The organism is Rhizobium sp. SG741 (assembly GCF_012275435.1).
Taxonomy (GTDB): domain Bacteria; phylum Pseudomonadota; class Alphaproteobacteria; order Rhizobiales; family Rhizobiaceae; genus Rhizobium; species Rhizobium lusitanum.
Genome location: NZ_JAAZQP010000004.1, coordinates 46,106 through 72,976 on the forward strand (window position 1 = coordinate 46,106; position 26,871 = coordinate 72,976).

A 26,871-nucleotide genomic window follows, 5' to 3' on the forward strand; every position below is an offset into this window, starting at 1 on the left:
CAGCATTCCGCATCGAAATAATGCGCTGAACCCGTTCCTGGTTCCCCGATAAAATGCACGCCATCGTTGAACGTCATGCCTGGGCGGACTGATTATCCTTGGCTTTCGACTGTCGGATAGCCTCGATCATCGCGCGCACTTCCCCCGCGACATTTTCAACCAGCTCGGCGGAGCGGGCTCTGACGACAATTTCGGTCGAGAAGGACTGGCCGACATAGCGCGGATAGGAGCCGATGCTGGTATCCGGATGGGCTTTCTGGATGATGCCGAGCGGCGTGCCGATCTCACCTTCGCCGTAAGGGCAGGCAATCGCCGTCGAAAGCATGCGCACGCCGGTCCGAAGCGTCGGTATGACATTGTCGAGCATCGCCTGGAAAACCTGCGGCACGCCGGCCATCACATAGACGTTCCCGATGTTGAAGCCCGGTGCTGTCGAGACCGGATTGGCGATGTGTTTCGATCCGACAGGCATGCGCGCCATGCGCTGGCGGGCCTCGGTGAATTCCATCTCGCGCTTGGCATACATCTCAGCCATCAGCCGCATGGCCTCGGCATCGTGCTCGCAGGGCACGCCGAACGCCTTGGCGATGGCGTCGGCGGTAATATCGTCATGGGTCGGGCCGATGCCGCCTGAGGTGAAGACATAATCATACGTGCCGCGCAAAGCATTCAGCGCCGATACGATGGCGTCTTCATCATCGGCGACGATACGAACCTCCTTCAGATCGATGCCCGCAAGCAGCAGGATATCGGCGAGATGGCCGATATTTCTGTCCTTCGTCCGGCCGGAGAGCAGTTCGTCGCCGATGGCCAGCATGGCGGCGGTGACAATGGTTTCGTTTGTCATGAAAACATCCGTGAAATTGCGCAGCGGCGCGTTCGCAAAAGGTTCGAAATAGGTAGCGCCGTTTTTCGCGAATGCAAACGGTCGTTTTCACGGTCCCGGGTAGTCGCCTTGAGGCCGCGCAAGTGAATTTTCGTCTATAGGGGATGAACAGTGCGTTCCGGGCATGGGGGCTGCGCGCCCGTCTCATCGCTGATAAAACTTGCTCCGATACTTAACGCGTCCAACAGACAGGAGACGTTCATGGCTAAGGTTCTGGTTCTTTATTATTCCGCTTACGGTCATATCGAGACGATGGCCTATGCCGTCGCGGAGGGCGCAAAGTCCGCCGGTGCCGAAGTCACCGTCAAGCGCGTGCCCGAACTGGTGCCGGAAGAGGTTGCAAAGGCCTCCTACTTCAAGGTCGACCAGGAAGCGCCGATCGCAACGCCGGACGAGCTGGCCGAATATGATGCTATCATCGTCGGCGCCGGCACGCGTTTCGGCACGGTTGCCTCGCAGATGCGCAATTTCTGGGATCAGACCGGCGGCCTCTGGTTCGCCGGCAAGCTCGTCGGCAAGGTCGGCTCGGCCTTCACCTCGTCCGCCACCCAGCACGGTGGCCAGGAATCGACCATTCTCGGCTTCATCCCGACCTTTCTGCATCAGGGCATGGTTGTTGTCGGCCTTCCCTATGCCTTCCAGGGCCAGATGGGCACCGAGGAAGTCAAGGGCGGCTCGCCCTACGGCGCTTCCACCATCACCAATGGCGACGGCTCGCGTCAGCCTTCCGAAATCGAGCTTGAAGCGGCAAAGTTCCAGGGCGCCCATGTCGCCAAGATCGCGGCCAAGCTCTTCGCTTAATTCGAGTTTTGTGCATTGAACAAAGGCGCGGCGAAAGCTGCGCCTTTTTCGTCGAGCATATAGGGGTTTATCTTTGGTGCGGACGACGGGGGTCGAACCCGTACAGCCAAAGGCCGAGGGATTTTAAGTCCCTTGCGTCTACCAGTTTCGCCACGTCCGCGTGTCTTTCCCCTTCAAGCACTTGAGCGATTCAGTCAAGGAAATGTTTTTGCAATGGCGGACCAACTTACATTGGTCCGCCGTGGTACGCGGGAATGGTGGGATTGTGCTGAACTCAGAGACTGGCGTTGGAGCTTTCGTTCGTGCGAGCCAGCTTGGAAAGGCCGATGGCCTGAATGAAAAAGCTCGATCAGCTTTTTACCCGTGAACACCCTTCTTCTACAGTGAGGGGTAATTGGCATTCTTCAGCTGGCAGTTAATTGACTTCGTTTCGGGTTGTTGGAAGAATCATTCCTTTCAGCTAACGGTAGTGTCGTAGGTGAGCGGGCGGGCATTTTAATGAGCATAGAAATTTTCGCGAATAACTACCGTGGCTTTAAGGATATCTCCCTTAATTTAGATAAAAACTTATTTTTAGTGGGGGATAACAGCTCAGGAAAAAGCTCCATACTGTACCTGATTGGCTATATCTATGGTACAGAGCTAATGGGGATTCCTAGGCTTGACTTAAAACACATGTCTGGCGGGTACGATTTCTTTTCTCCGTATTTTGATCACGCAGATGTGACTATAGGCTTTCTTTCGAGAGAGCGAAAAACTGTTGGTGCTAGAGTAGTAACCATCAAACGAAACCTTGACGGTGAAACCCCTAAGGTTTCAAAAATGACTACTATTTATGGTGACACGCGTCTAACCATCCTCAAAAAATCGACGGGCTCTGTCTGGTTCAAGTTTTCTTCTATCGAGGGCGAGTTAACCACTGCGCACGTCCGCGCATTGCATGGTGAAACATCAAAATTCAAGCGCGTTCCGATTGACGATGAAGAGGATTATTCTGAAGACCACGTAAATTTACTTCGCATGCCATGGTCGATATTGCGCGCTGCTGAAGTGGAAGACGAACAAACTAATAGTGTTATGCGTGGACTTTCACAGAACTTCTTACCTGGAGTCGTGCATAGCGGCCCGGTGCGTGGCCTTCCGGAGCGCTATTATAACTTTGAGCGGAAGTCCAAAGCTTCTGGGTCTCATTTTGCTTCCATGTTGCATGATCTGGAGAAGGACAACGACAACGAAAGTTTAGAGACCGTCCGCAGATTTGGACGCGATAGTCAGCTTTTTGAGGACCTAAACGTCGCGCGGCTATCTGCCAAGTTCGCTCATTCGCCATTGGTAGTGACAGTACGCAAGCGAGGCAGAGATTTTCTTTTAGATCAAGTGGGGGTCGGGATATCGCAAGTTATCCCTGTCATCATCGAATCGGTTTTTACGAAATCCACCCAGCAGACCGCCAGTATGTTGTTGCAGCAGCCCGAACTTCATTTGCACCCAGTTGCGCAGGCTGCCCTTGGGGAATTTCTCTTTAGAATGGCGACTGGGGATCTGAAATATGTCGTTGAAACCCATAGTGATTTTTTGATCGACCGCTTCAGAGCCAACATGCGTGAGACACCAGGTGTTACAGGCGCAAACATACTGTTTTGTGAAAACAAGGAGGACGGCAACCACTGTCACGTTATTAACATTTCAGACACCGGGGAGATCGAGAACCCACCCGAAAACTACAAAGATTTTTTCGTGAATGAACTGATGCGGACGATGTTCTAATGGCAACTGTACTTCTCGATGTTTCGGCTAGTTCACAGCAGTGGTTCCAAAATGCTTTAAAAGAAATGGGCGATGCGAAACACGTTAGATTTCTTTACACGGAAGAGCAAAAATACAAGACTGAAATTTTTAAAGTCTTGTATCTCGCTAAGTTTTTGAAGCTAATGGGTGAGAAGGGGCGTCGAATTGACGTCGACAAAGTTGCTTGCAAGACAGTCATGGACGAATTGGAAGCGAATGCGACATGGACCGGTTCGTCTGCATGTGATGACCCGCACATCTTTGCGATGGTCGCGCTAAGGAGCGCCCGGTATATCTTCACCGACGAGCACCGGATAAGCAAATGCCGAAAGTGCATGTCACCCGTCAAAAACGTCATGTGTACCTTCAAGACGATTAGAAGCGAAAGTGTTTACAAAAAGCATCGAAGCCGAATATTCAAAGCTTGAGAGCCTTTATCAAGTGGCGGGTAATCACCACCATTAGCCGTGTGGCGTACGCTTGTGGCGTGCGTGTGTGAGATTAACCCGAATGTGGGTACGTCGTTACTGAAGAAAACCCTGGTTTATGCCGAGGTTGAAAGATTTAAAACAGAGATTAACCCGAAAGTGGATTTCGAAGAGCGGCTACTTTAAGGAGCGGCTATTTTAAGTCCCTTGCGTCTACCAGTTTCGCCACGTCCGCGTGTCTTTCCCCTTCAAGCACTTGAGCGATTCAGTCAAGGAAATGTTTTTGCAATGGCGGACCAACTTACATTGGTCCGCCGCCGCATAGGGATCATTCGGCGTCGATCAGCTTAGCGCCCCTTGAGAACGGCGACGAGCGCCGGGGTCACCTTTTTCTGCTGGAACATGGCTTTGAAATCGGCGTAGCTTATTCTTCCGGAAACTACGCCTGTCATCAGCCGCTGACAAAAGAGCCGCTTTGCTTCGCTTCTTTGCGATCTCACATAAAACGCGATTTGATCCAGCGTTTCCGGCGGTAGGTGCTGCGACATGCATTTGGCGATGACTTGCGCACGGGCGCTCGGGCTTTCCTTCATGATCGGGATGCTCTTCTCGAAGGTTTGCTCCTGCGATGTGCAGGAAGCCAGCGCGGCGAGGGTGAAAGCAATGGAAAGCAAGCGGATAGAGCGCATGATGATGGTCTCCCTTGGATGAGGCCGGGATAAGCATCTTTTGCGCGATTTTTCAACTGTAAATGGAATTATTAGGTGAGTTCTGCACTGTGCCTAACAAGCGAAGCCCGCCGGAGCCGACGGATCGGTTTTAGGGCGGGCCTCTAACCATCATCATGATGGCTGTGTCATATTGGACGCGGGGGGAGCTTGGCTGTCAACTCGGAGATTTAGGAGTTTCCGCAGTCAGGGGCATAAATAGTTAATGACTCGTCAGTGTGGCGAATCTCGCTATCACAGGTCCGAAAGCGCGATAAACAGGCTTTCTTTGCTCATCTTTCCTGTGTCATAGCGGGGGCGATTGAAGAAGGACGGATAGACCGTGGACAAACAGACTGTTCTCGAAGCCACCGAGGCCATGCGTGGTCTCTTCCCCGTAACGCCGCTGCAGCTGAACGAGCATCTTTCCGCTCGTTACGGCGCGGACATTTGGCTGAAGCGCGAGGATCTGACGCCGGTGCGCTCCTACAAGATCCGCGGCGCCTTCAATTTCTTCCGCAAGGTGATTGCCGAAGGAGGAACGGGAAAGACCTTCGTCTGCGCATCCGCCGGCAATCATGCTCAGGGCTTTGCCTTCGTCTGCCGGCATTTCGGCGTGCCGGGCGTGGTTTACATGCCTGTGACGACGCCGCAGCAGAAGATCGACAAGACCCGCATATTCGGCGGCGAATTCATCACCATCAAGCTCTTCGGCGATTTCTTCGACCAATGCTATCAGGCCGCGCGCGATCATGTCGAAAAGATCGATGGCGTCATGGTGCCGCCTTTCGATCATGTCGATATTATCGAGGGGCAGGCGACCGTCGCGGCCGAGATCGCCGAGCAACTGCCTGATGGCGTCGTGGCCGACCGCATTCTTCTGCCTGTCGGCGGCGGCGGTCTGGCCGCCGGCATCACCAGCTATTTTGCCGATCGGCTCGCCCGCGATGCCTTTGTCTTCGCCGAGCCCGCCGGCGCGCCGAGCCTCAGGCGCAGCATCGAGGCGGGGAAGGTGGTGACGCTGACCAAAGTCGACAATTTCGTCGATGGTGCCGCGGTCGGCCGTATCGGCGATCTGAACTTCGCCGCTTTGAAAGGGTTTGCTGCCGAACAGATCAAACTCATCGACGAAAACGCCATCTGCGTGACCATCACCGATATGCTGAACGTCGAAGGCGTCGTGCTGGAGCCCGCCGGCGCCTTGGCGATCACCGCGCTGGAGACCCTGGATCGTGAGAGCATCCGCGGCAAGACCATCGTCGCCGTCGTCTCCGGTGGCAATTTCGATTTCGAACGCCTGCCCGACGTCAAGGAGCGCGCCATGCGCTATGCCGGGCTGAAGAAATATTTCATCCTGCGTCTGGCGCAGCGCCCTGGCGCATTGAGGGATTTCCTCAACATGCTCGGGCCTGAAGATGATATCGCCCGCTTCGAATATCTGAAGAAGAGCGCCCGCAATTTCGGCTCTATCCTGATCGGCATCGAGACGAAGAATCCGGATAATTTCAAACAGCTTATCGCGAATTTCGAAAGTTCCGGCATGGGGTATGAAGACATCACCGAAAACGACATCCTGGCAAACCTGATCATTTGACTTTGCGACCCTGCAACCTTCATGCTAAAGGCGATCCATGGCTTCGTTCTTTTCAAATATCCTTTCGATCTTCACCGGCGGCGCGTCGCAGGCGGGCGCTGAAAAGTCTGCCAGCTCCACTGTCAGCGCCGAGCCCCAGGTGCATGCCGGCTGCACGATCTATGCCACGCCGCAGCGCGAGGGCAATCAGTTCCGGCTCATGGGCCGGATCGAGAAGGATGTGAACGGCGAGATCCTGGTGCGCAACTTCATCCGCGCCGATGTTTTCACCTCGTCGGACGATGCCGTGGAATCGACCTTCCGCAAGGCGCAGCAGATCATCGATCAGAACGGCGCATCGCTGTTCGGCGACGGCGAAAAGGTCCGACAAGTCTGATCTAGGCGCCGCGGCAATCTATCTTTCTCCAGAGAGATATTGAAGGCGAGGCGCTGCCTTAATCCAAAGTCGAAGCATGGCAAATGTACATGTCGCGGCAATCGGAATTCTGAGATGCGCCGTCGTATCCCTGAAAAGGAAAGGCCGCCTCGTGCTTTACGCTTCCGGCGGCCTTACTCATGATTTCGCGGCGCCAACCCGCACCGGGCGGGCGCCTGGCTAGATTCTTGGCTCAGGCCGTGCGGAATATCTTCGCGCCCGAGGGGGCGTTGACGGCGCCGCCATCGACCGTGATTTCGATCGCCGTGACGTTGGCGGAATCGTCCGATGCGAAATAGAGTGCGGCCTTGGCGATCTCATCGGCTTCGCTCATGCGGCCGAGCGGGCTCAGGCCGCCGAAACGGGCCTCCAGTGCGTCCATAGCTTCCGGCGTTGCTGCCCGCGAATTCCAGATCGGCGTCTTGGTCGCTCCCGGCGTGACCTGGTTGACGCGGATGCCGCGCGGAGCAAGCTCTGACGCCAGGTTGCGGGTCATGGCGCGAACGGCGCCCTTTGTGCCTGCATAGGCAGAATAGCCGGGAATGCCGAGCACGGCATGCACGGAGCCGTTCAGGATCACCGAACCACCATCGTTCAGATAGGGCAGCGCTGCCTGCACCGTGAAGAATACGCCGGTGAAATTGATGCGCACGATGGATTCGAACTGCTCGAGCGTGGTCTTGCCGAGCGCGGTCTCGCCGCCAATACCGGCATTGGCGAAGACGATATCGAACTTGCCAAGTTTCTGTGCTGCCTCGGCGAAGGCCTTCTCCATCGCCGGGATGTCTGTCGTGTCGGCCTGCAGGGCCAGCACGTTGCCGCCAAGCTCCTCGGCGGCGGCTGCAAGGGTCTGCGGATTGCGGCCGGTGATGACGACCTTGGCACCTTCGGCGAGGAAGAGCCGGGCGGTGGCGAGGCCGATGCCGCTGTTCCCGCCGGTAACGAGGGCGACCTTGTTCTTGAGACGCATGTTCATAGCTCCTGTTGGCTTTTCTCACGATCTGGATTATGATCGTTCTCTATAAGGATTATGCTCGTAATCCATTTTGTCAAGGCTAAGCGGAAAGGATTCTCGATGGGCCGTTCGCAATTGGAAAAGCAGAAGACGCACGAACGCATCGTCGCGCTTGCCGCTAAGCGGCTGCGGGAGGAAGGATTGGACGGGATCGGCGTCGCCGATCTGATGAAGGAAGCCGGGCTGACCGTCGGCGGCTTTTATAAGCACTTTGCTTCCCGCGACGAGTTGGTGGCGGAAGCGGTGGAATCGGCCGTTGGATCTTGGCGGAAGCATCAAGAGGAAAAAGGCATCGATCCGGCAAGTATTCCGCTGGACGCCTACGTGGACAATTATCTCAGCGAGCGTCATCGGGATCATTGCGGCGAGGGTTGCGCCTATGCCGCCCTGACGGCAGATATGGCCCGCAGCGGCGACGCCGTCCGCACGATCGCGACGGAAGGGCTGCGGAAGAATTTCGAAGCGATGACCGCGCGCATGCCTGAGCCGGAAACACGCGAGGCGCGACAGAACGCGATCATCGCATCCTGCCTCATGACCGGCGCGCTGGGGCTAGCGCGGGTGGCCAACGACGAGGCATTTTCGAAAGAAATTCTGGAGACCGTAAAGCAGTTCGTGAAGGATCTGCCGAACGGCGGGACAAAATAGAAAGGCGGCCGGCAAATGCCGACCGCCTCGAATATCTGCAAGCTGCTGTCGATTAGGCGGCGAGCGCCAGCTCGGCTGCGCGGGCCTGAGCAGCACCGATTGCCTTCTCGACTGCTTCCGGACCGAAAGCAATGCCTTCGATATAGACGGTCTCGACTTCAGTAATGCCGATGAAAGCGAGAACCGACTTCAGGTAGGGAACGGCGTGGTTCAGCGGAGCGGCCGGGCCTTCGGAATAAACGCCGCCGGATGCCAGCACGATATAGGCCTTCTTGCCGGTCGCCAGACCCTTCGGACCGGTTTCCGTGTAGGTGAAGGTGCGGCCGGCGCGGGCGATGTTGTCGATCCAGGTCTTCAGCGAGGAATAGATGTTGAAGTTGATGAGGCCGGTGCCGATGACCAGCGTGTCGGCGGCAAGCAATTCGTCGACCAACGCGTCGGAAACTTTGACGGCTTCGGCCTGTTCAGCCGTGCGGGCTTCGGCTGGCGTGCGGATGGCGCCGGTGAAAAGCTCATCGATATGCGGCAGGGGAGCGGACGACAGATCGCGGTGAACGATCGTCTTGCCCGGGTTCTGGGCCTTGATCTTGTCGGCAAGCTCGGTCGCGATCTTGGTGGAGAGGGAATCGGACCGCGGGCTGGATGTCAGAAGCAGAATGGAGGACATGTTAGTGTTCCTTGTCAATGGGTTGCGATAGCCGGGTGGGAAGTTCGGCCATGTTTCACGTCCATAGATAAGTCTTCAGTGCTATCGAGAAAAACTGTGATAATATGGATTGGAATGATCGATAAAATGGATAGTCCATGCTTCCCAATCCAACGCTTGACCAATTGCAGGTTTTTCTGACCGTTGCCGAATCCGGCAGTTTCTCAGCGGCTTCGCGCGTGCTCAACCGCGCGCAGTCGGTGATCAGCTATACGATCGCCAATCTCGAGGCGCAGCTTGAAATGCCGCTGTTCGAGCGCTCTGGCTCACGCCAGCCGAAGCTGACCGATGCGGGCAGGGTGATGCTCGAGGATGCGCGCCGCATTCTCTCCGATCTCCAGGTGATGCGCGCCAGGGTCAAGGGCCTGAAGACCGGGCTCGAGGCGGAGGTCGCCGTCGCCATCAGCGTCATGGTGCCGACCAATGCCACGGTCGACGTCCTGAGAGAATTCCGTGATCGCTTCCCGTCCGTCTCGCTGCGGCTTGATGCCGGCGAGCTCGGCACGATGATGGAGCTGGTCGCCAGCGGCAAATCGACGATCGGAATCGGCGGCGCGGTCATAAAGCAGGACGATTCCATGGTGATCGAGCGCCTCGGCCACTCCTTCATGATGCCGGTCGCCTCACCTAGCCATCCACTTGCTCAGATCAGACGGCCGCTGACCCTCGCCGACGTGCGAGAAGAGGTGCAACTGGTCGTCACCGATGCTTCGAACCTCACCAAGGGCCGGGATTTCAATGTCCTGTCCTACAAGATCTGGCACCTCAGCGATATCGCGACCAAGCATCAGCTAATCCGCGGCGGCCTCGGCTGGGGCGGGCTGCCGGCGTCGCTGATCTATGAAGACCTGCAAAAGGGCCGGCTCGTGCATCTCGACCTCGACGCCTATGAGCAGGGCGAATATCCGATCTATGCAGTTCGCAAGCTCTCCAATCCCCCGGGTCCCGCGGCGGCCTGGATGATAGAGGCCTTCCGCGACCGCCTGTCGCAATGCCCGGACCGGGTGGATTTCAAGGCTGCCATAGACGTGTTCCGTCCTGACGAAAACCAGCTGGCGGCGGAATGAAAATGGGCGCCCTCTGAGGCGCCCATTTTCATGTGTGGAATGGTGTAACCGATTAAAGAACCAGCCGGAAATTATTGAACCCGTCCGTACCTTCGCCGGCGTCCTCGATCTTCACGCTCTTTACCTCGGCAAGGAAGTCCTTAGCCTTGGGTGAGCTTGGGAATAGGACGGTGGTGCCCGGGAGTGGCTTGAAGGTCCAGTTGCCGTCGGCGGTCGGGTTGATCGTGCCCTGTTCGTGGACATAGCGGACGATGACGTCGCGGTTGGTGTCCGGGGCCTTGTAGATGACCTTGTCGGCTCCGATTTCCGGGAAATTGCCGCCGCCGCCGGCGCGGTAGTTGTTGCTGACTACCACGAATTTCTGGGCGGGATCGATCGGCTTGCCATCAAATTGCAGGTTCTGGATGCGGTTTGCATCGGCGTTGAGGAGCTTGCCGTCATCGCTGAAGCGGCGCGGCTGCGACACGTCGATCTGATAGGTGACGCCGTCGATGACGTCGAAGTTGTAGGACGGAAAGCTGTCGTTGAGCAGAGCGACATCCTTGGCGCCCGATTGCACCTGGTTGAACATCGCCGCCGACATTTCCAGCCAGTTCTTCACCTGCGCGCCGTTGATGACGACCGCCTGCACCGTATTCGGGTAGAGATAGAGATCGGCAACGTTCTTGATGGCGATATTGCCGGCAGGAACGTCTGTGTAGTAGTCGACGCCGTTGCGGCCGCCGCACTTGAAGGGAGCCGCCGCCGAAAGCACCGGCAGGTCCTTGTACTGCGTCTCCTTCAGCATTTGCTTGATGTACCAGACCTGTGCCTGGCTGACGATCTGCACAGACGGATCGTCGGCAACGAGCGCAAAATAGGAGTAGAGCGGCGCCGAAGTCTTGCCGACCGGCGTGCGGACGTAGGTCAGCGTCGCTTCATGCTCGGCCTTGGCTGCTTCCACCACTTCCTTCTTGTCGGCGACGTCGGCGATGACCTTCTTCTTGTCGTCGCGATGGTAGATCGGCCGCGCCTCGGAGGTGAAATCGACGATCTTCCAGCTGTTGCCGTCCTTTTCGAGAAGCAGGTCGATCAGGCCGAGGTGTGAGCCCCAAAAGCCGGCCATGACGGCGGGCTTGCCGTGCAGCGTGCCCTTGACCGGATCGGCGTCCTTGATGCCGTCCCAGGTCTTCGGACCGGGGAAGACGAGATGCTGGTGGCCGGTGAAAACGGCGTCGATGCCGGGAACGGCGGCGACGTAGAGCGAGGCGTTTTCCATCTTGTCGGACGGGGCGCTGCCATCGATGCCGGAATGCGAGAGAGCGATGACGATGTCGGCACCTTCGGCCTTCATGACCGGCACCCAGGCCTTGGCAGCTTCGACGATATCGCGCGTCTGCGCCTTGCCCTCAAGGTTCTTGATGTCCCAAAGCATGATCTGCGGCGGCACGAAGCCGATGAAGCCGATCTTGACCGGGCTTTCGTTGCGGGCGCCGTCCTTGATCTTCTTTTCAATGATCCGGTAGGGCTTGAAGAACAGATCGTCCTTTGTCGGGTCGGAAGCGAGTTGGCCCTTGGTCAGGTTGGCGCAGACGAAGGGGAAGTTCGCGCCGGCCAGCACCTTGAACATGAAGTCGAGGCCGTAGTTGAATTCGTGGTTGCCGAGCGTGCCGACTTCGTAGCCGAGTGTGTTCATCGCCTTGATGACCGGATGGACGTCGCCGTCCTTCATGCCGTGCTGATAGGCCATGTAATCACCCATCGGATTGCCCTGCAGCACGTCGCCATTGTCGATCAGCAGCGAATTGGTGGCTTCCGCGCGAATGTTGTCGATGATCGTCGCGGTGCGCGTCAGGCCCATCGTGTCATTCGGCTTGTCGGCATAGTAGTCGTAAGGGAAGACGTTGACGTGAATATCCGTCGTTTCCATGAGACGCAGATGCGCCTGATTGCCGGCTGCGCGAGCAGCAAAGGGATGCAGCACGATCAGCGCCGCAGTGGCGCTGAGGCCTTGCAGCAGGGTACGGCGCGACATACTGGGCAAATCCAGAATGGAAGACATGGATGACTCCTTCTACGATGGGGCTATGGTCCCTCGATCATCTCTCGGGCGAGGGAGATTAGGACGATTTTCGAAGGTGTGCACCAGGAATGTGACAGGCTTATTGTGACCGCGCTTCAGAGAGCGTCCGCATGCGGTCAGCGTTTCAGAACCGGCTTTATGTCCTTGTGGAAAAAGCGGAAATAGGAAGCGACCTTTGCCGACGCGTTGGACGAGCGATCGAACTCGATGCCGATGCGGCCATTATGGGCCCAGCGCACGAAACCGTCCAGCAAACCGATATCGTCGCATTCGACGCGAACCTTGCTGCCTGCGGCCGCATAGAGCGGCGACTGCAGATCGAGAGCGATTCCTCTGGCGGAAATGTTGACGACTCGTCCTGCAGCAAGCTTGGTGAAATATCGGACTTGACCCGTCAGCCGGGCATAATGGCGCGGCGAACCTCGCGACTTGATCTTCAGGTTGCCTTGAACGAGAGATTTGGAAAAGGGCTGCATGGTGTTATTCCGGTTCGCATATCTTTTTCAGTCTTTGCATAGCATGCAAGCATTGAAAGATTCTGAGGGTAACCGCTAAAATTGTAGCCGAGCGTCCCGAATCGGTACCACGCGATCAGGGGATTGCCTTGGAGGCTCCCGAAAGGCCTGGCAGATTTTCCGATGTTGGTCAGCCTGCGCGCGACCGGCGATTTGGATACAGCTATTGGAGAGGGAAGGATATTGCGCATCGTTTCCTTGAATGCATGGGGCGGCCGGCTGCATGAGCCGTTGATGCCCTACCTCGTCGATATCGATGCGGATGTGTTGTGCCTGCAGGAAGTGGTTCGGACACACGATGCCGAATCCGAATGGCTTGTTTATCGCGACCACGGCGTCGAGCTCCTGCAGCGGGCCAATCTCTTCGAGGAGCTGAAGGCCGCTTTGCCGGCCCATGATGCGTTCTTCTCGCCCGTTGCGCGCGGCGATCTCTTCGACGGCGATCGGCGGCTGCAGTCCGAATTCGGGCTGGCGACCTTTGTGCGCAGGACCTATCCGATCATCGGCCAAGCCGTGGGTTTCATCCATGGCGAATTCTCGGCCGATGGGTGGGGACCGCATCCGCGGTCGCGCAACGCGCATTGCATTCGTCTCTTCGACTACGAGCACGGCTACCCGATCACGATCGCCCAGATGCATGGCCTGCGAGACATCGAAGGCAAGGGCGATACGCCAGCGCGCCGCCATCAGGCGGACGCACTGGTCGAGCTTATCCGCCAGGTCCGGCAGGATGGCGAGCGACTGGTCGTCTGCGGCGATTTCAACGTGCTGCCGGGCAGCGTTACATTCGAAATCCTCGGCAGCCTGGGGCTTGTCGATCTCGTCACCTCGCGGGGACATGGCGACACCCGCACCTCCCACTATCGCAAGGAGCCGCGCTTTGCCGACTACATGCTGGTAACGCCGGATATCGAGGTGATCAATTTCGATCCTGTGGCCGAACCTGAAGTTTCCGATCACCGCGCATTGCTGCTGGACCTGCGCTGACTGGGATCAGAGACCGACATTCGGCCGGTCGATGATTTCGCGCAGGGCAAAGCTGGAATTGATCTTAACGACATGCGGCAGCGCAGAGAGCCAATCGCGATGGATGCGCTCATAGTCCTCGAGGTCCCGCGCGGCGACGCGCAATATGTAGTCGTATTCGCCCGACATGAGATAGCAGGCGAGCACATTCGGACAGCGCTTCACCGCCGTTTCGAATTCCGAAAGCGTCTTGGCGAACTGGCCGGATAGCGAGATGTGCACGATGGCGATCATCTTGTAGTCCAGCGCCTTGTGCGACAGGTGCGCGTGATAGCCGTCGATGACGCCGTTCTTTTCGAGAATATCGAGCCTGCGCGAGCAGGCTGATGGCGAAAGGCCGACCTTTTCGGCCAGTTCCGCATTGGTGATCCGCGCGTTCTGCTGCAGCATCCGCAGAATCGAATGATCTATGGCGTCAAGGTCGGACATTCGAAGATCTTTCGAAAAAACTCTTGTCTGCGCAATAAATCACGAAAAATGACCGTAACGCAAATCGTCTTTGCAAGGACATTTCAGGGCGGAGGTGGTCTGATTTCCCTTGGAGAAATTGCATACGCAAAAGCATTCGAGGAGGAATGAAATGCGCGTTGGTTGCCCGAAGGAAATCAAGAACCACGAATATCGCGTCGGCCTGACGCCGGCATCCGTTCGTGAATATGTCGCCCACGGCCACGAGGTCTGGGTCGAGACGAAGGCCGGTGCCGGCATCGGCGCCGATGACCATGCCTATGCCGCCGCCGGCGCCAAGATCGCTGCAAGCGCCAAGGATATTTTCGAGAAGTGCGACATGATCGTCAAGGTCAAGGAGCCGCAGCCCTCCGAATGGGCGCAGCTTCGCGACGGCCAGCTTCTCTACACCTATCTGCATCTGGCACCCGATCCTGAGCAGACCAAGGGCCTGCTCGCCTCCGGCGTAACCGCCATCGCCTATGAGACCGTCACCGATGAGCGCGGCGGCCTGCCGTTGCTGGCGCCGATGTCCGAGGTCGCCGGCCGTCTATCGATCCAGGCGGGCGCGACGGCGTTGCAGAAGGCCAATGGCGGTCTCGGCATCCTGCTCGGGGGCGTGCCGGGCGTGCTGCCGGCCAAGGTCGCCATCATCGGCGGCGGTGTGGTCGGTCTGCATGCCGCAAAGATGGCGGCCGGCCTCGGCGCCGATGTCAGCATTCTCGATCGTTCCCTGCCGCGACTGCGCCAGCTGGACGATATCTTCAACGGTCGCGTCCACACGCGCTATTCCAGCATCCAGGCGCTGGAAGAGGAGGTCTTCACCGCCGATCTCGTGATCGGCGCCGTCTTGATCCCCGGTGCCGCCGCGCCGAAGCTCGTCACGCGTGAGATGCTGTCGGGCATGAAGAGCGGCTCCGTCATCGTCGATGTCGCCATCGATCAGGGCGGCTGCTTCGAAACCTCGCATGCCACAACCCATTCGGACCCGACCTACGTGGTCGAAGGCGTTGTGCATTACTGTGTCGCCAACATGCCGGGCGCGGTTCCGGTCACCTCGGCGCATGCCTTGAACAACGCCACCATCTATCACGGCCTCGCATTGGCTGATCGCGGCCTGCGCGCCATCGCCGAAGACAAGCACCTCCGAAATGGCCTCAACGTGCACAAGGGCCGCATTACCAACAAGCCGGTGGCCGAAGCGCTTGGCTATGAAGCCGTCGCGCCCGAAAGCATCCTGAACGTAGCGTAAAGCCCATCGCGCTCACGTCAGATGGAGGCGCCGGCATCAGCATATGCCGGCGCTTCTTTCTACTACGCCGCGCGCCCTTTTGGCGCAAAGGACGCAGTAGCATTTTTGAATAGCGTACAACCGCTGGATTATACGCGGTCTATCCGGCACTGATAGCAATTGTTGCGCGCCGAGCGGACGTGGACATAGGCGATGTCCTCGCGCTCGAGCAGCGATGTGGCATAGGCAGGAATATCACCGATTGGCGTCACGGCGCCTGTTCCGTAGACGATGCGATTGTTCTTGCCATAGCCGCGCACGATGAAATCCCGGCTGGTCGCCAGCACCGGCGGCAGGACTTCTTTCACCTCGTAGCGTTTGCAGGGCGTCTTGTGCAGGAAGATCGGGCCGGTCTCCGCATAGGGTTGCAATTCAGGGAAGGGCCGATAGGCGAAGACGAAAAGCTCCTCGCCGGCATCGATATTGCGCAGGCAATGGCGGCAGGGATGGCCGGGGCCGTCGGAGATCATGGTCTCCGGCTGGTGACCATAGGCGTCCATGCCTCCGTTCCAGAGCATTTCGGCATCGGATGTCGGCATGGCGGAAAAGGCGATGGTGGACATGGAAATCTCCTTGTGAGGTTTACCATGTGATGCCTTAGGCCATCGCGCGAAGCCACCCGATTCCTGCCGCTAGTTGTTCTTGGCGAACTCCAGCAGTTCTTTATCGCTCAACGGCCTGACAATGCCTTGGCCGGTGGAAATCGGCGAAAAGCCGAACATCTGGTAGAGCTGAAGCGCTCGCGGATGATCGAGATCGTTTGTGGTCGTTATGATCCGTTGCGGGTTCAGCGTCCATATGGCGTACAGCGACTGGAGCAGGAACCATTTGCCGATGCCGAGGCCGAGCGCATGCTCCATGAGGCCGAAATGGCTGAGTTCGATGGTTTCCTCGTCCTGGCGGAAATATTCGAAGAAGCCGGCCGGAGCGCCGTTGACATAAAGCACGCTGATATCGTTGCGCTGATCGTGAAGGATCGCCGTCAGCTCCTCGTCAGACATGCGCAGCCGGTCGACCCAATGCCAGCGAGCCCCGACCTGACGGTAGAGATAGCGATAGAAGGGCAGCGGAATGCCCGGCGCACGCATGATAGCCGTCTGAATATTGACCGGCATCGCCAGGCTCGTCTTGGGCGGCGCGGTCATTTCCAGACGGGTGATGTGGACTTTGATCGACGAAGGCGTTTTCACGGATGCCATGCTCAATCTTGACCGGTAGCGATCGGCGTGTCCGCGCGGCTGCCCCACTCAGACCATGAGCCGTCGTAGAGCTTGTTGCCGCTGTGGCCGAGCGATTCGAGCGCCAATGTGATGATGGCGGCGGTGATGCCGGAGCCGCAGGTGGTCACGACGGGCTTGTCGAGATCGATGCCGGCCTTTTCTATGGTCTCACGCAGCTCGGGCAGCGACTTGAACTTGCCGTTGGTGGCGAAGACGCCCGATGGCAGGCTCTTGGCGCCCGGCATGTGGCCGGAGCGCATGCCTTCGCGCGGTTCCGGTTCCACAGCAGCAAAGCGGCCGGCGCTGCGGGCATCGGCGATCTGCAGGGAACGGCTGTCGACGATATCTCGCATCTCGTCGAGCGCAACGACACGGCTGCCGTTGAAATTCGGCTTGAAGGTTGCGGGTTCGAATGCCGGGAGTGCCGTTTCCAGCGGCCGACCTTCGGCCTTCCAGCCGTCGAGCCCTCCATCGAGCACGAAGACGTTCGGCGCGCCCATGACGATGTGGAACAGCCACCAGACGCGCGGCGAGGCAAACAGGCCGGGGCCGTCATAGACGACGATGCGATCGGTCTCGCTGATGCCGAGCTTGCCGACCTCTGCCGCAAAGAGCTCGGGCGAGGGCACCATATGCGGCAGGTTGGTCGAGTGATCGGCGATCTTGTCCTGATCGAAGCGGATCGCGCCCGGAATATGGCCGCCGGCATATTCGGCATCGGCATTGCGCTTCTGCGCCGGCAGATAGAAGGAGGCGTCGAGGATGCGCAGGTCCTTGGCACCCAGCTCGCTCTGCAGCCAGTCCGCGGATACGACGAAACGGCTTTTGTCCGCTGCCATGATGATCTCTCCCTGCTATGGTTTCTTGATCTCGGTGTCGGGATATCGACGCTTGCCGGCGTCAGTTTTCGTCGGTCGGGGCGCCGAAACGGATGCGGAAACGGCGGTTTTCCTTGCCCTTCTTCTCGATCTTGGCGATGTGAATCGCTCCGACCTCCTGCGTCTCCGACACATGTGTGCCGCCACAGGGCTGGCTGTCAACGGCGGAGTCCTCTCCGATGCAGACAAGGCTGACGCGGCCGAGGCCGATCGGCGGGCGCACATTCTTGGATTTGACGATACCCGGATTGGCGGCCAGCTCCTCGTCGGTGATCCACCGGAGGAAAACGGGATGGTTTTCGTTGACCAGCGCCATCATCCTGGCGGTCACCTCGTCCTTGTCGATCGTCTCGCTCATGTCGAAATCGACCCGGCTTTCATCCTCGCCGACCGCAGCACCCGTAATCGGATAGGGGCAGACGACCGAGAGCAAGTGACAGGCCGTGTGCATGCGCATCAGCTTGTAGCGACGCGGCCAGTCGACGTGCAGCACCAGCTTTTCGCCGAGGATGGGCTGCGCCTGGCCCTCGAGCGGCACATGAATGATGATGTCCTTGATCGGCCCGTGCCTGGTCTGGCCGAGCATGATCTTGGAGCCATCGGCGCGCTCGAAGAAACCGGTATCGCCCGGCTGGCCGCCGGAGGTGGCGTAAAAGCAGGTCTGATCGAGCTCGATGCCCCCATCCTCATGGATCGCGGTCACGACCGCTTCGGCGGTCGAGAGGTAGAAATCGTCACGGTAGAGGGCATTCACGGCCATGGGATCACGCTACTGTTTCGTATGGGACGGAAATATCCGCCCGTTTTTCAAGATAGGCCGGCAGCGGCAGGCTCTTCGACTTCAGGAAGTCCGGATTGAAGAGCTTGGACTGATAGCGATTGCCGTAATCGCACAGAACAGTCACGATCGTATGTCCTGGGCCTAGATCCCTGGCAAGACGCACGGCGCCGGCAATGTTGATGGCCGTCGAGCCGCCAAGGCACAGGCCTTCGTATTCGACGAGGTCGAAGAGGTAGGGCAGTGCTTCGGCATCGGTGATCTGGTAGGCGAAGTCGGGAGTAAAGCCCTCCAGATTGGCCGTCACGCGGCCCTGACCGATGCCCTCGGTGATCGAGGAGCCGGAGGACTTCAACTCGCCGTTCTTGTAGAACTCATAGAGCGCAGCGCCTTCCGGGTCGGCGATGCCGATCTTGATGTCCTTGTTGAAGGCATGCAGGCCCATGGCGACGCCGGCCAGTGTGCCGCCGGAGCCGACCGAGCAGATGAAGCCATCGACCTTGCCTGACGTGTCGGCCCAGATTTCCTTGGCGGTCGTCTCGATATGCGCCTGCCGGTTGGCGACGTTGTCGAACTGGTTCGCCCAGATCGCGCCGTTCGGCTCCGTCTTCGCCAATTGCTCGGCAAGCCGGCCGGACAGCTTCACATAATTGTTCGGGTTCTTGTAGGGAACCGCTGGGACCTCGACCAGTTCCGCGCCGAGCAGCTTCAGCGCATCCTTCTTTTCCTGGCTCTGGGTCTCCGGAATGACGATCACCGTGCGATAACCGAGCGCCTTGGCGACCAGCGTGAGGCCGATACCCGTATTACCCGCCGTGCCCTCGACGATGACGCCGCCGGGCCTGAGCAGCCCCTTCTTCTCGGCATCGCGAATGATGTAGAGCGCGGCGCGATCCTTGACCGACTGACCGGGGTTCAGGAACTCGGCCTTGCCGAGAATGGTCGAGCCCGTCGCCTCGGAGGCGCCCTTGAGCTTGATCAGCGGCGTATTGCCAATTGCTTCGAGGACGGAGGGGTGGACGGTCATGGAATCTGCCTTCTGTTCACGACTACTGTAAGAACGGTCTTTTCCCTTCACAAGGCGGCATAGGCAAGAAATTCTGTTCCTCGCTCTTCGTTCGGCCTGCAAAATTCAACTTGGGCGACACTAATCGCCTACGCGTCGCGGCCCTTCACTTGTCCCTGGTTGGTGACATAGATTTCCGCATCGAAGGCAACAGACTGGCCGAAAGCGGCCACAATGATACGTTATTTCTAAAATGCTACGGGCGGCCGCGGTTGAGTGTTTGATGTAGGCGGCCGTCAGCCAAGGAGAAGAGCATGAGCCCGTTCATTGCGCGTCCTGAACACGGAGTCGTCTGGATCACCGGCGCCAGTTCCGGCATGGGCCGAGCGCTGGCGCTGAAACTGGCGGGCGAAGGGTATAAAGTGGCCGTAACGGCCCGCAGCCACGACAAGCTTTTGGCATTGCAGGCGGAGGCGAGCGAACTTCCCGGCAGCATCGTCGTGCTCGATGGCGACGTGACCCAGGCCGAAGACATGGAGCACACCGTCGCCGCGATCGAATATCAGCACGGCGCTGTTGCCTTGGCGGTTCTCAATGCCGGCATCTATCTGCCGGCGCGCGGCGAGGACTTGAACCACGAGGTTTTCGACCGCAGTTTTGCCGTCAATCTCCATGGTGTCGTCAACTGTCTCGTTCCGGCGGTGCGGCATATGCGGGCCAGAGGATATGGCCAGATCGCCATCGTCTCTTCCGTTGCGGGTTATGCCGGTCTTCCCGGCTGTGCCGCTTACGGCGCCACCAAAGCTGCCTTGATCAACATGGCGGAAAGCCTGAACTTCGAGCTCGATCGTATGGGCATCCATATCCAGCTTGTGACCCCCGGCTATGTTGAAGCGCCGCTGACGGCGAAGAACAAATTCGCCATGCCGGGCATTCTGTCCGCCAACGAGGCGGCCGATGCGATCGCTGCCGGATTGAAATCCCCGGCTTTCGATATCTGCTTCCCGAAGAGTCTGGTCTACCGGGCAAAGCTGTTGAAGCTGCTGCCCTATAGCCTCTATTTCCGTGTAGTCAGATATTTTCTGGGGAGCGGCGCTAAACGGCGGTCGGTCGACACGCGAGCAACGCCGCATCCGGCGGAATAGCGTCTACTCATCATTCTTCAGCGACGCGAGCGCATCGAGCGCGCGTCGCCGTGCCAGAGCGTGATCGACGATCGGCCGCGGATAGTGCTGGCCAAGCGTCACGCCTGCGCGTCTCAGCACATCGTCAGGCGCTTCAAATGGCCGATGGATATACTTGTTGTCGAGATCGGCCAGTTCCGGCACGAAGGTTCTGATATAGCCGCCATCCGAATCGAATTTTTCACCCTGCAGCACCGGATTGAAGATACGGAAGAAGGGCGACGCATCCGCACCTGAGCCCGCCACCCATTGCCAGTTTGCGGCGTTAGCGGCCGGGTCGGCATCGACAAGCGTGTCGCGGAACCAGGCTTCCCCCTCGCACCAGTCGATCAACAGATCCTTGATCAGGAAGGAGGCGACGATCATGCGGACGCGATTGTGCATCCAGCCATGGCGCCAGAGCTGCCGCATGCCGGCATCGACGATCGGATATCCTGTTTGCCCACGTCGCCAACTGTCGAAAAGCTGCGCATCCGAGCGCCATGGAAAGTCGTCATATCGATCGTTCCAATTGGCAGAGTTGAGGTTGGGGAAGTGGAAGAGCTGATGGTAGCAGAATTCCCGCCAGGCGACTTCCTTGCGAAAGCGCACGATATTATCCGTCGGGATGTTTTTGGGAAGACCTCGCGTAGCGTGCCATATCCGGGCCGGGGAAATCTCGCCGAGCGCCAGGTGCGGCGACAGCATGGATGTTGCCGGCTTGTCGGGAAAATCGCGATCGACCGCATAGCTGTCGAGCGCGGTCTCGATGAAGTCGCCCAGCTTCCCGCGTGCCGCAGCCTCGCCAGGCAGCCACATATCCGGGAAATTCGAGGCCCAGTTCGGCTTGGTGGGCAGCAGCGACCATGAGCCGAGCGAATCCGATAGCGGCCAGTGGCCGGGCGCGCAGAGCTTTGTAGGTGCGTCGATCGGAAAGGGCGGCTCGCCGAACTGCTCCAGCGCCCGCCAGAACGGCGTGTAGGTCTTGTACGGGTTGCCGGTGCCGGTGCGCACGCGTGACGGCTCATGCAGCAGCTGACCGGCAAAGCTGTTTGCCTTCATGCCGGCATCGCGCAAGGTCTTCTTGACGTCCACATCCACCGCCATGCCGGCGGGGTCATAACGCCGGTTCCAGACGATGGCCTCTGCACCCGTCTCCTCGAGAAGCCTTTCAATGACCGACAGCGCATCGCCCGTTCGCAGAACAAGCTTGCTGCCGAGGCCGTGGAGGCTTTTATCTAAGGCGGCGAGGGAATGATGGAGCCACCACCGCTGTGCTGCCCCGAGCGGCCCGCAGCCCTTCGCTTCCGGCTCCCTGATATAGATGGGGACAACGGGTCGGCCCGATGCTGCGGCAGCCTGCAGGGCGTGATTGTCGTCAAGGCGGAGATCCTTGCGGAACCACAGGAGAATGGGATTCGGCTCATCGGTGGAGGATGTCATGGTTCTCGCCGGTCGTCTGTGCCGCATTCTTCATATGCTTCATTGCCTTCGCAGCCATATACGGCGCGGGTGGAGAAATGGTTCCACCACCGCACGTATCGTCATGGAATCGCCAGCGCAACTCTCGTGAGGAAATCGGGATGCCTCTTGTGATATAAGGATCCTTGTCACTGTTCTGTAATGCAAATTCGCTAGCAGTCCAAGCAATTGGCGGCCCAGAATTGACAGGTGGGAAAGAACAACATGGCGGAAATCCGGATCGAACAAGTTCGCAAGGCCTACGGACGCAACCAGGTGGTCCATGGCGTCGACCTGAACTTCCGTTCGGGCGAGTTTGTCGTCATTCTCGGCCCGTCCGGCTGCGGCAAGTCCACCCTGCTGCGCATGATTGCCGGCCTTGAGGATATTTCCTCGGGTGAGATCGTCATCGACGGCAAGGTTGTCAATCAGCTCGAGCCGCGCGAGCGCGGGTGCGCCATGGTCTTCCAGAATTATGCGCTCTATCCGCATATGGATGTCGCCGCCAACATGGGCTACGCGCTGAAGGTTGCAGGCGTGCCGCGCGAGGAGCGTGACCGCCGCATCAAGGAAACCGCCAAGATCGTCGGCCTGGAAGACTTCCTCGCCCGCAAGCCGGCCGAGCTTTCCGGCGGCCAGCGTCAGCGCGTCGCCATGGGCCGCGCCATCATCCGCGAGCCGAAGGTCTTCCTTTTCGACGAACCGCTTTCCAACCTCGATGCCAAGCTGCGCGTGCAGATGCGCGTCGAGATCCGGCGCCTGCACAAGCGCCTTTCGGCCACGTCGGTTTTCGTGACCCACGATCAGGTCGAGGCCATGACGCTCGCCGACAAGCTGGTGGTCATGTACAAGGGCAATGTCGAACAGGTCGGCACTCCCCTTGAAATCTACAACACGCCGCGTACCCGCTTCGTCGGTTCGTTCATCGGCTCGCCGGCGATGAATTTCCTGGAAGGCACGTTCTCGGCGAACGGCGAACAGTTCATCTTCGATGGCCTGCCGATCGGCATTGATGCCAATATCGGCAAGCGTCATGCCGGCCAGCCGGTCGCCCTCGGCATCCGCCCTGAACAGGCGCGTCTCGTGCCGGCAGGCACGCCCGGCGCCATTCCGGCGACGGTCGACTTCGTCGAGGAGCTCGGCGCCGGCCGCGTCATCCATTGCGATATCAACGGATCGAGCTTCGCCATCGCTGTGGCCGATCACACGACCGGTCAAACCGGTCAGGCCGTTGGTCTGGAACTGCCGCAACAGCACACGCACCTCTTCGCCCAGGATACCGGTTTGCGGCTCGACGCCGTTGCTTCCGTCACGCCGCTGACGGTCATGGCGCATTAATTTCAGATATCAATTTTTATGAAGAGCGCCCGGAAATCCTTACCGATTTCCGGGCTTTTTTGTTACCGAATTCCCAGCGACCGTGGCAGGGATCCGAACCATTAAATCTGTCGGCACGTCACTTTGCGCATTCGAAATTCTCCGCCTTGCTCGGATCGGCCGCCCCGGACTTATCCTTCGGATAGGACGGGTATCTGTCGGCGATGATGTCCTCGCAGCGAGGCGCTCGCCAAGGAGCGTGGATCCGGAGGCCATGTGCCGGCTCGAATGTCAGGCATTGGAGCGCAGGAAAGATTGGCAACTGCCGCGCCCAAGAACGAGGCGCGGCAGGCGATCCGATCATTTCTCGGTGGAGATCAGGCCGCGAACGAACCAGCGCTGCATCAGAACCACGACGAGCAGCGGCGGCACCATGACGATCAACGTTCCGGCCATGGCGATGTGCCACTCAGGAAGGCCGCCGACGTTCGGGATAAGCTGCTTGAGCTCGGTCACTGCGGTCGCGTGTGCCGGATCGGTGGTAATAAGCAGCGGCCACAGATATTGATTCCATGCCCAGAGGAACATGATAGTGCCGAGTGCCGCCATGTTGGTGCGCGACAATGGCATCAGGATGTCGATGAAGAAGCGTAGCGACCCGGCGCCGTCCATGCGTGCAGCTTCGGTCAGCTCGTCAGGTATGGTCAGGAAGAACTGACGGTAGAGGAAGGTGCCTGTCGCTGTGGCGACGAATGGCAGGATCAGGCCGGGATAGGAGTTAAGTAACCCCAGGTTCAGCGAGATATGAATGCCTGTAACCTGCTCGATCAGCCAGCTGATGCCAGTGACATCGAGGATCGCCTGATAGGGCGACAGGACGTTCGCTGCGACCGCATAGGTCGGCACAGCTCGCACTTCGAGCGGCAGCATCAGTGTCACGAAGATCAACCAGAAGATGAAGTGGCGGCCGGGATAGCGGAAATAGACCAGCGAAAAGGCGGTGATCGCTGAGATGATCACCTTTCCCACCGAGACGCCGGTGGCGAAGATCAGGCTGTTCAGCAGCTTAGGGCCGAGATCGGCGGTCGTCCAGGCTGTTTGCATGTTGATCCAAAAATCGGTGCCCGGGATCAGCGACATCGGCACGCGATTGACGTCGGCCATATTATGGGATGCGGCGATCGACACGATGACGATCGGTCCCACTGCCACTATGAAGCCGATGAACAGGATCAAGTGGGTGAAGAAATTAAGGATGGGTGTGCGCTCGACCATGTCAGCCTCAACGATAATGAACGCGCCGCTCGATGAAGCGGAACTGGAAGATGGTAAGCACGATGATCAGTAGCATGAGAACGATGCTCTGCGCCGCCGCACCGGAATAATCGAGGCCTTTGAAGCCGTCGAAGATGATCTTGTAAACCATGAGATTGGTCGAGTTGTGCGGGCCGCCTGAGGTCATGATGTCGACGATGCCGTAGGAATCCTGGAAGCTCTCCGTGATGTTGATGACGAGCAGGAAGAAGATCGTCGGTGTGATCAACGGGAACTGGATATCCCAAAAGCGCCGAAGCACGCCCGCGCCATCCATGGCAGCCGCCTCGATCTGCGAGCGCGGAATGGCCTGGAAGGCCGCGAGGAAGAAGATGAAGCTATAGGCGATATATTTCCAGGAGAAGGCAGCGATGATCGAGGCCATGGCGGCAGTGCCGTCGAGGCCCGGATCCCAAAATCCTGGCCAATAGTGATTGACGACGGACATGAAACCGGCTTCAGGCGCCAGGATAAAGCGGAAGGCCATTGCCGATGCGGGAGCTGCGACGCCATAGGGCCAGATGAGTACGACGCTGTAGAACTTCGAGCCGCGCAGCTGCCGGTCGGTGAGGGCTGCAAGTATTACTGCAACAACCATGGAAATGCCGGTGCTGATACCAGCGAAGATGATGCTGATCGTGACCGAGTTCCAGTAATCGGAACTGGCGAGGATGGCCTTGAAATTATCGAGCCCGACCCAGATGTTGCCGCCGCCCCAGGGCTGCTGCAGCGTCAATGACCAGAAGATCGCTTGACCGGCCGGCCAATAGAAAAAGGTGAAGATGAGGAGCAACTGCGGCACTGCGAACAGGATGCCAACGCTCCATTTGTTGAAAGTTATGCGCTTTTCCATGGTCTCTTCCGGCTTAGGGTCCCGATGCCACTCTCGCTCTCATAACGAACGTCCGCCGGGAGGCCCCGGCGGACGCTGTCTGTTATGAGGTTTGCTGCTTACGGCAGCTGCTTGCCCTTGTAGGTGGCTTCGAAGCGCTCAAGGACGGCGTCACCATTCTTGACCAAGTTGTCGATGCCTTCCTGGACGCCGACCTTATTGGCGAAGATCGCCTGCATCTGGTTGCCGAATTCGGCGCGGATCTGCGTGAAGTTGCCGAGACGGATGCCGCGGGTGATCGGGGTTGGCTCGGAGGCGGTCAGGCTGGCGATCGCGACTTCGCGGCCCTTGTAGGGAGCCTTGCTATAGAAGCCGGAGGACTTCATGAATTCGAAGCCGGAATTCGTGACCGGGATGTAGCCGGTATTGGTCGACCAGAAGAGAGCGGTCTTGGGGTCGTGGATGAAGTTCAGGAACGCGGCGGCGCCCTTGTATTCATCGGAGGACTTGCCGGAGAGAACCCAGAGCGAAGCACCGCCGACCAGCGAGTTCTTGCGTTCGGTGCCGGCGTAGACCGGAAGCTCGGCGACATCCCAGTTCATGCCTGCCTTCTGCGTCTTGCCGACCGTACCGTGGTCGCCGACCGAGGTCATGATCATCTGGCAATCGCCCGATGCGAAGGCCTGAACCATGTCCTGGCCGAGATCCTTCGACTTGATCTTGATGAGGCCCTGATCGTACCAGCTCTTGAGGTCGGTCACGTATTTGACGAACTTGGTCTTGTTGACCTCGAGACGGGCGTCCAGACCGTCATAGCCGTTATTCTTGGTGGCGATCGGCTGGTTGTGGAGCGCGGAGAACTGCTCCATCAGCTGCCAGCTTTCGTTGCCGGAGATGTTGATCGCCATCGGGCATTCATAGCCGGCACCCTTGAGCGCCTTCATGTCGTCTGCGGCTTCTTCCCAGGTCTTCGGAGCTTCAGTCTTGCCGATCTTGGCAAAAGCGTCCTTGTTCCAATAGAGCAGGGCGGTCGAAGAGTTGAACGGGAAGGAGAGCAGCTCGCCCTTCGACGTTGCGTAATAGCGCGCAATGCCGGGGAAGTAGTCGTTCCAGTCGATCTTGTAGCCATTTTCGGACATCAGCTTGCCGGCCGGGTAATAGGCGCCGGAGAGCATCATGGTTGCGGTGCCGGCGTCATAGACCTGGACGACTGCAGGCTGCTTGCCAGCGCGGAAGGCGGCAATGGTGTTCTGCAAAGTGGCGTCGTAATTGCCCTGGCTGGTGCAGACGACTTCATAGTCCTTCTGTGACTCGTTGAAGTTCTTGCACATCGTCTGAACGACGCGCTCGAGGTCGCCCGACAGGCCGAACCAGAAATCGAACTTGGTCGGAGCAGCAGCAGCAGGCAGGGCCAGCGCTAAGCTCATGACGCCGGCGGCGGCAGCCGAAATGTAGTTTTTAAGTTTCGACATAATCCCTATTTCCTTTTTGAAAGCTCGGAACCGG

27 protein-coding genes and 1 tRNA gene are annotated in these 26,871 nt (G+C 58.6%); 11 read left to right on the top strand and 17 right to left on the bottom strand.

All coding sequences use genetic code 11. The annotated features are described in order from the left end of the window. Positions 1-73: 73 nt before the first annotated feature. Positions 74-847, bottom strand: coding sequence for a competence/damage-inducible protein A (locus FHT29_RS11690; protein ID WP_168595781.1), 774 nt, complete (start codon positions 845-847; stop codon positions 74-76). Between the two features lie 240 nt (positions 848-1,087). Between FHT29_RS11690 and wrbA the strand changes: the two genes are divergently transcribed. Beyond that, the gene (wrbA, locus tag FHT29_RS11695; RefSeq protein ID WP_037199918.1) at positions 1,088-1,687 is read left to right on the top strand and encodes an NAD(P)H:quinone oxidoreductase type IV; all 600 of its coding nucleotides are present in this window, start codon (positions 1,088-1,090) and stop codon (positions 1,685-1,687) included. 74 nt (positions 1,688-1,761) lie between these two features. On the opposite strand, the gene FHT29_RS11700 is transcribed toward wrbA, so the two are convergent. Next, a tRNA-Leu gene (locus FHT29_RS11700) sits at positions 1,762-1,847 on the bottom strand. A gap of 338 nt (positions 1,848-2,185) precedes the next feature. On the opposite strand from FHT29_RS11700, the gene FHT29_RS11705 reads away from it, so the two are divergent. Both FHT29_RS11705 and FHT29_RS11710 read left to right on the top strand, forming a co-directional pair. Further along, positions 2,186-3,454: an AAA family ATPase gene (locus FHT29_RS11705; protein ID WP_168599693.1), complete on the top strand. Its 1,269-nt coding sequence runs from the start codon at positions 2,186-2,188 to the stop codon at positions 3,452-3,454. Beyond that, a complete protein-coding gene (locus FHT29_RS11710) occupies positions 3,454-3,903 on the top strand; it encodes a hypothetical protein (RefSeq protein ID WP_168599694.1) in 450 nt (149 codons plus the stop codon). Before FHT29_RS11705 ends, FHT29_RS11710 begins: the two co-directional genes overlap by 1 nt. Before the next feature lie 347 nt (positions 3,904-4,250). Here the strand turns inward: FHT29_RS11710 and FHT29_RS11715 are convergent, their stop codons facing one another. Then, on the bottom strand, positions 4,251-4,592 hold the full coding sequence (locus tag FHT29_RS11715) for a hypothetical protein (RefSeq protein WP_168595782.1): 342 nt from the start codon (positions 4,590-4,592) through the stop codon (positions 4,251-4,253). A 361-nt stretch (positions 4,593-4,953) separates the two neighbouring features. On the opposite strand from FHT29_RS11715, the gene ilvA reads away from it, so the two are divergent. Beyond that, a complete protein-coding gene (gene ilvA, locus FHT29_RS11720; RefSeq protein WP_168595783.1) occupies positions 4,954-6,204 on the top strand; it encodes a threonine ammonia-lyase in 1,251 nt (416 codons plus the stop codon). Positions 6,205-6,241: 37 nt separating this feature from the next. Next, on the top strand, positions 6,242-6,580 hold the full coding sequence (locus tag FHT29_RS11725) for an HlyU family transcriptional regulator (protein WP_037199911.1): 339 nt from the start codon (positions 6,242-6,244) through the stop codon (positions 6,578-6,580). A gap of 232 nt (positions 6,581-6,812) precedes the next feature. Here FHT29_RS11725 and FHT29_RS11730 read toward each other — a convergent pair whose 3' ends face one another. Next, positions 6,813-7,589 carry an SDR family oxidoreductase gene (locus FHT29_RS11730; protein ID WP_037199981.1) on the bottom strand — a complete coding sequence of 259 codons (777 nt, stop codon included), beginning with the start codon at positions 7,587-7,589 and terminating at the stop codon, positions 6,813-6,815. A gap of 105 nt (positions 7,590-7,694) precedes the next feature. On the opposite strand from FHT29_RS11730, the gene FHT29_RS11735 reads away from it, so the two are divergent. Continuing rightward, positions 7,695-8,282 (top strand): TetR/AcrR family transcriptional regulator, encoded by a 588-nt coding sequence (locus FHT29_RS11735; protein ID WP_047557864.1) that lies wholly within the window; start codon positions 7,695-7,697, stop codon positions 8,280-8,282. A gap of 52 nt (positions 8,283-8,334) precedes the next feature. On the opposite strand, the gene FHT29_RS11740 is transcribed toward FHT29_RS11735, so the two are convergent. After that, positions 8,335-8,949, bottom strand: a complete 615-nt coding sequence (locus FHT29_RS11740) for an FMN-dependent NADH-azoreductase (RefSeq protein WP_037199907.1) — start codon at positions 8,947-8,949, stop codon at positions 8,335-8,337. A 137-nt stretch (positions 8,950-9,086) separates the two neighbouring features. On the opposite strand from FHT29_RS11740, the gene FHT29_RS11745 reads away from it, so the two are divergent. After that, positions 9,087-10,055 carry a LysR family transcriptional regulator gene (locus FHT29_RS11745; RefSeq protein WP_037199905.1) on the top strand — a complete coding sequence of 323 codons (969 nt, stop codon included), beginning with the start codon at positions 9,087-9,089 and terminating at the stop codon, positions 10,053-10,055. Positions 10,056-10,107: 52 nt separating this feature from the next. Here FHT29_RS11745 and FHT29_RS11750 read toward each other — a convergent pair whose 3' ends face one another. Further along, a complete protein-coding gene (locus tag FHT29_RS11750) occupies positions 10,108-12,096 on the bottom strand; it encodes a bifunctional 2',3'-cyclic-nucleotide 2'-phosphodiesterase/3'-nucleotidase (protein ID WP_168599695.1) in 1,989 nt (662 codons plus the stop codon). A gap of 137 nt (positions 12,097-12,233) precedes the next feature. After that, the gene (locus FHT29_RS11755; protein WP_037199900.1) at positions 12,234-12,593 is read right to left on the bottom strand and encodes a PilZ domain-containing protein; all 360 of its coding nucleotides are present in this window, start codon (positions 12,591-12,593) and stop codon (positions 12,234-12,236) included. Positions 12,594-12,815: 222 nt separating this feature from the next. On the opposite strand from FHT29_RS11755, the gene FHT29_RS11760 reads away from it, so the two are divergent. Continuing rightward, on the top strand, positions 12,816-13,619 hold the full coding sequence (locus tag FHT29_RS11760) for an endonuclease/exonuclease/phosphatase family protein (RefSeq protein WP_047557923.1): 804 nt from the start codon (positions 12,816-12,818) through the stop codon (positions 13,617-13,619). A gap of 6 nt (positions 13,620-13,625) precedes the next feature. Here the strand turns inward: FHT29_RS11760 and FHT29_RS11765 are convergent, their stop codons facing one another. Further along, positions 13,626-14,087 carry an Lrp/AsnC family transcriptional regulator gene (locus FHT29_RS11765; RefSeq protein ID WP_037199897.1) on the bottom strand — a complete coding sequence of 154 codons (462 nt, stop codon included), beginning with the start codon at positions 14,085-14,087 and terminating at the stop codon, positions 13,626-13,628. 151 nt (positions 14,088-14,238) lie between these two features. Here FHT29_RS11765 and ald point away from each other — a divergent pair, with 151 nt between their 5' ends. Further along, complete coding sequence (gene ald, locus FHT29_RS11770) at positions 14,239-15,357, top strand: alanine dehydrogenase (RefSeq protein ID WP_037199895.1); 1,119 nt, start codon at positions 14,239-14,241, stop codon at positions 15,355-15,357. A gap of 128 nt (positions 15,358-15,485) precedes the next feature. On the opposite strand, the gene FHT29_RS11775 is transcribed toward ald, so the two are convergent. The 5 genes from FHT29_RS11775 to FHT29_RS11795 all read right to left on the bottom strand — a co-directional run bounded on the left by FHT29_RS11775 (position 15,486) and on the right by FHT29_RS11795 (position 19,299). Beyond that, positions 15,486-15,959 (bottom strand): DUF1203 domain-containing protein, encoded by a 474-nt coding sequence (locus tag FHT29_RS11775; RefSeq protein WP_047557860.1) that lies wholly within the window; start codon positions 15,957-15,959, stop codon positions 15,486-15,488. A gap of 69 nt (positions 15,960-16,028) precedes the next feature. Then, positions 16,029-16,595, bottom strand: a complete 567-nt coding sequence (locus tag FHT29_RS11780; RefSeq protein WP_037199892.1) for a GNAT family N-acetyltransferase — start codon at positions 16,593-16,595, stop codon at positions 16,029-16,031. Positions 16,596-16,597: 2 nt separating this feature from the next. Further along, on the bottom strand, positions 16,598-17,455 hold the full coding sequence (gene sseA, locus FHT29_RS11785; protein ID WP_047557857.1) for a 3-mercaptopyruvate sulfurtransferase: 858 nt from the start codon (positions 17,453-17,455) through the stop codon (positions 16,598-16,600). Between the two features lie 61 nt (positions 17,456-17,516). Beyond that, complete coding sequence (locus tag FHT29_RS11790) at positions 17,517-18,254, bottom strand: alanyl-tRNA editing protein (protein WP_037199889.1); 738 nt, start codon at positions 18,252-18,254, stop codon at positions 17,517-17,519. A gap of 4 nt (positions 18,255-18,258) precedes the next feature. Further along, positions 18,259-19,299, bottom strand: coding sequence for a cysteine synthase A (locus FHT29_RS11795; protein ID WP_047557855.1), 1,041 nt, complete (start codon positions 19,297-19,299; stop codon positions 18,259-18,261). Between the two features lie 293 nt (positions 19,300-19,592). Here FHT29_RS11795 and FHT29_RS11800 point away from each other — a divergent pair, with 293 nt between their 5' ends. Then, positions 19,593-20,423 carry an SDR family NAD(P)-dependent oxidoreductase gene (locus FHT29_RS11800; protein WP_047557854.1) on the top strand — a complete coding sequence of 277 codons (831 nt, stop codon included), beginning with the start codon at positions 19,593-19,595 and terminating at the stop codon, positions 20,421-20,423. 3 nt (positions 20,424-20,426) lie between these two features. Here the strand turns inward: FHT29_RS11800 and FHT29_RS11805 are convergent, their stop codons facing one another. Then, on the bottom strand, positions 20,427-21,884 hold the full coding sequence (locus tag FHT29_RS11805) for a deoxyribodipyrimidine photo-lyase (RefSeq protein WP_047557852.1): 1,458 nt from the start codon (positions 21,882-21,884) through the stop codon (positions 20,427-20,429). Between the two features lie 243 nt (positions 21,885-22,127). On the opposite strand from FHT29_RS11805, the gene FHT29_RS11810 reads away from it, so the two are divergent. Beyond that, positions 22,128-23,240, top strand: a complete 1,113-nt coding sequence (locus FHT29_RS11810; RefSeq protein ID WP_037199884.1) for a sn-glycerol-3-phosphate import ATP-binding protein UgpC — start codon at positions 22,128-22,130, stop codon at positions 23,238-23,240. 339 nt (positions 23,241-23,579) lie between these two features. On the opposite strand, the gene FHT29_RS11815 is transcribed toward FHT29_RS11810, so the two are convergent. From FHT29_RS11815 to FHT29_RS11825, 3 genes are all read right to left on the bottom strand, one after another. Continuing rightward, a complete protein-coding gene (locus FHT29_RS11815) occupies positions 23,580-24,494 on the bottom strand; it encodes an ABC transporter permease subunit (RefSeq protein WP_037199882.1) in 915 nt (304 codons plus the stop codon). A 7-nt stretch (positions 24,495-24,501) separates the two neighbouring features. Further along, a complete protein-coding gene (locus FHT29_RS11820; protein ID WP_037199880.1) occupies positions 24,502-25,386 on the bottom strand; it encodes an ABC transporter permease subunit in 885 nt (294 codons plus the stop codon). A 98-nt stretch (positions 25,387-25,484) separates the two neighbouring features. Continuing rightward, the gene (locus FHT29_RS11825) at positions 25,485-26,837 is read right to left on the bottom strand and encodes an extracellular solute-binding protein (protein WP_047557850.1); all 1,353 of its coding nucleotides are present in this window, start codon (positions 26,835-26,837) and stop codon (positions 25,485-25,487) included. Positions 26,838-26,871: the final 34 nt, after the last annotated feature.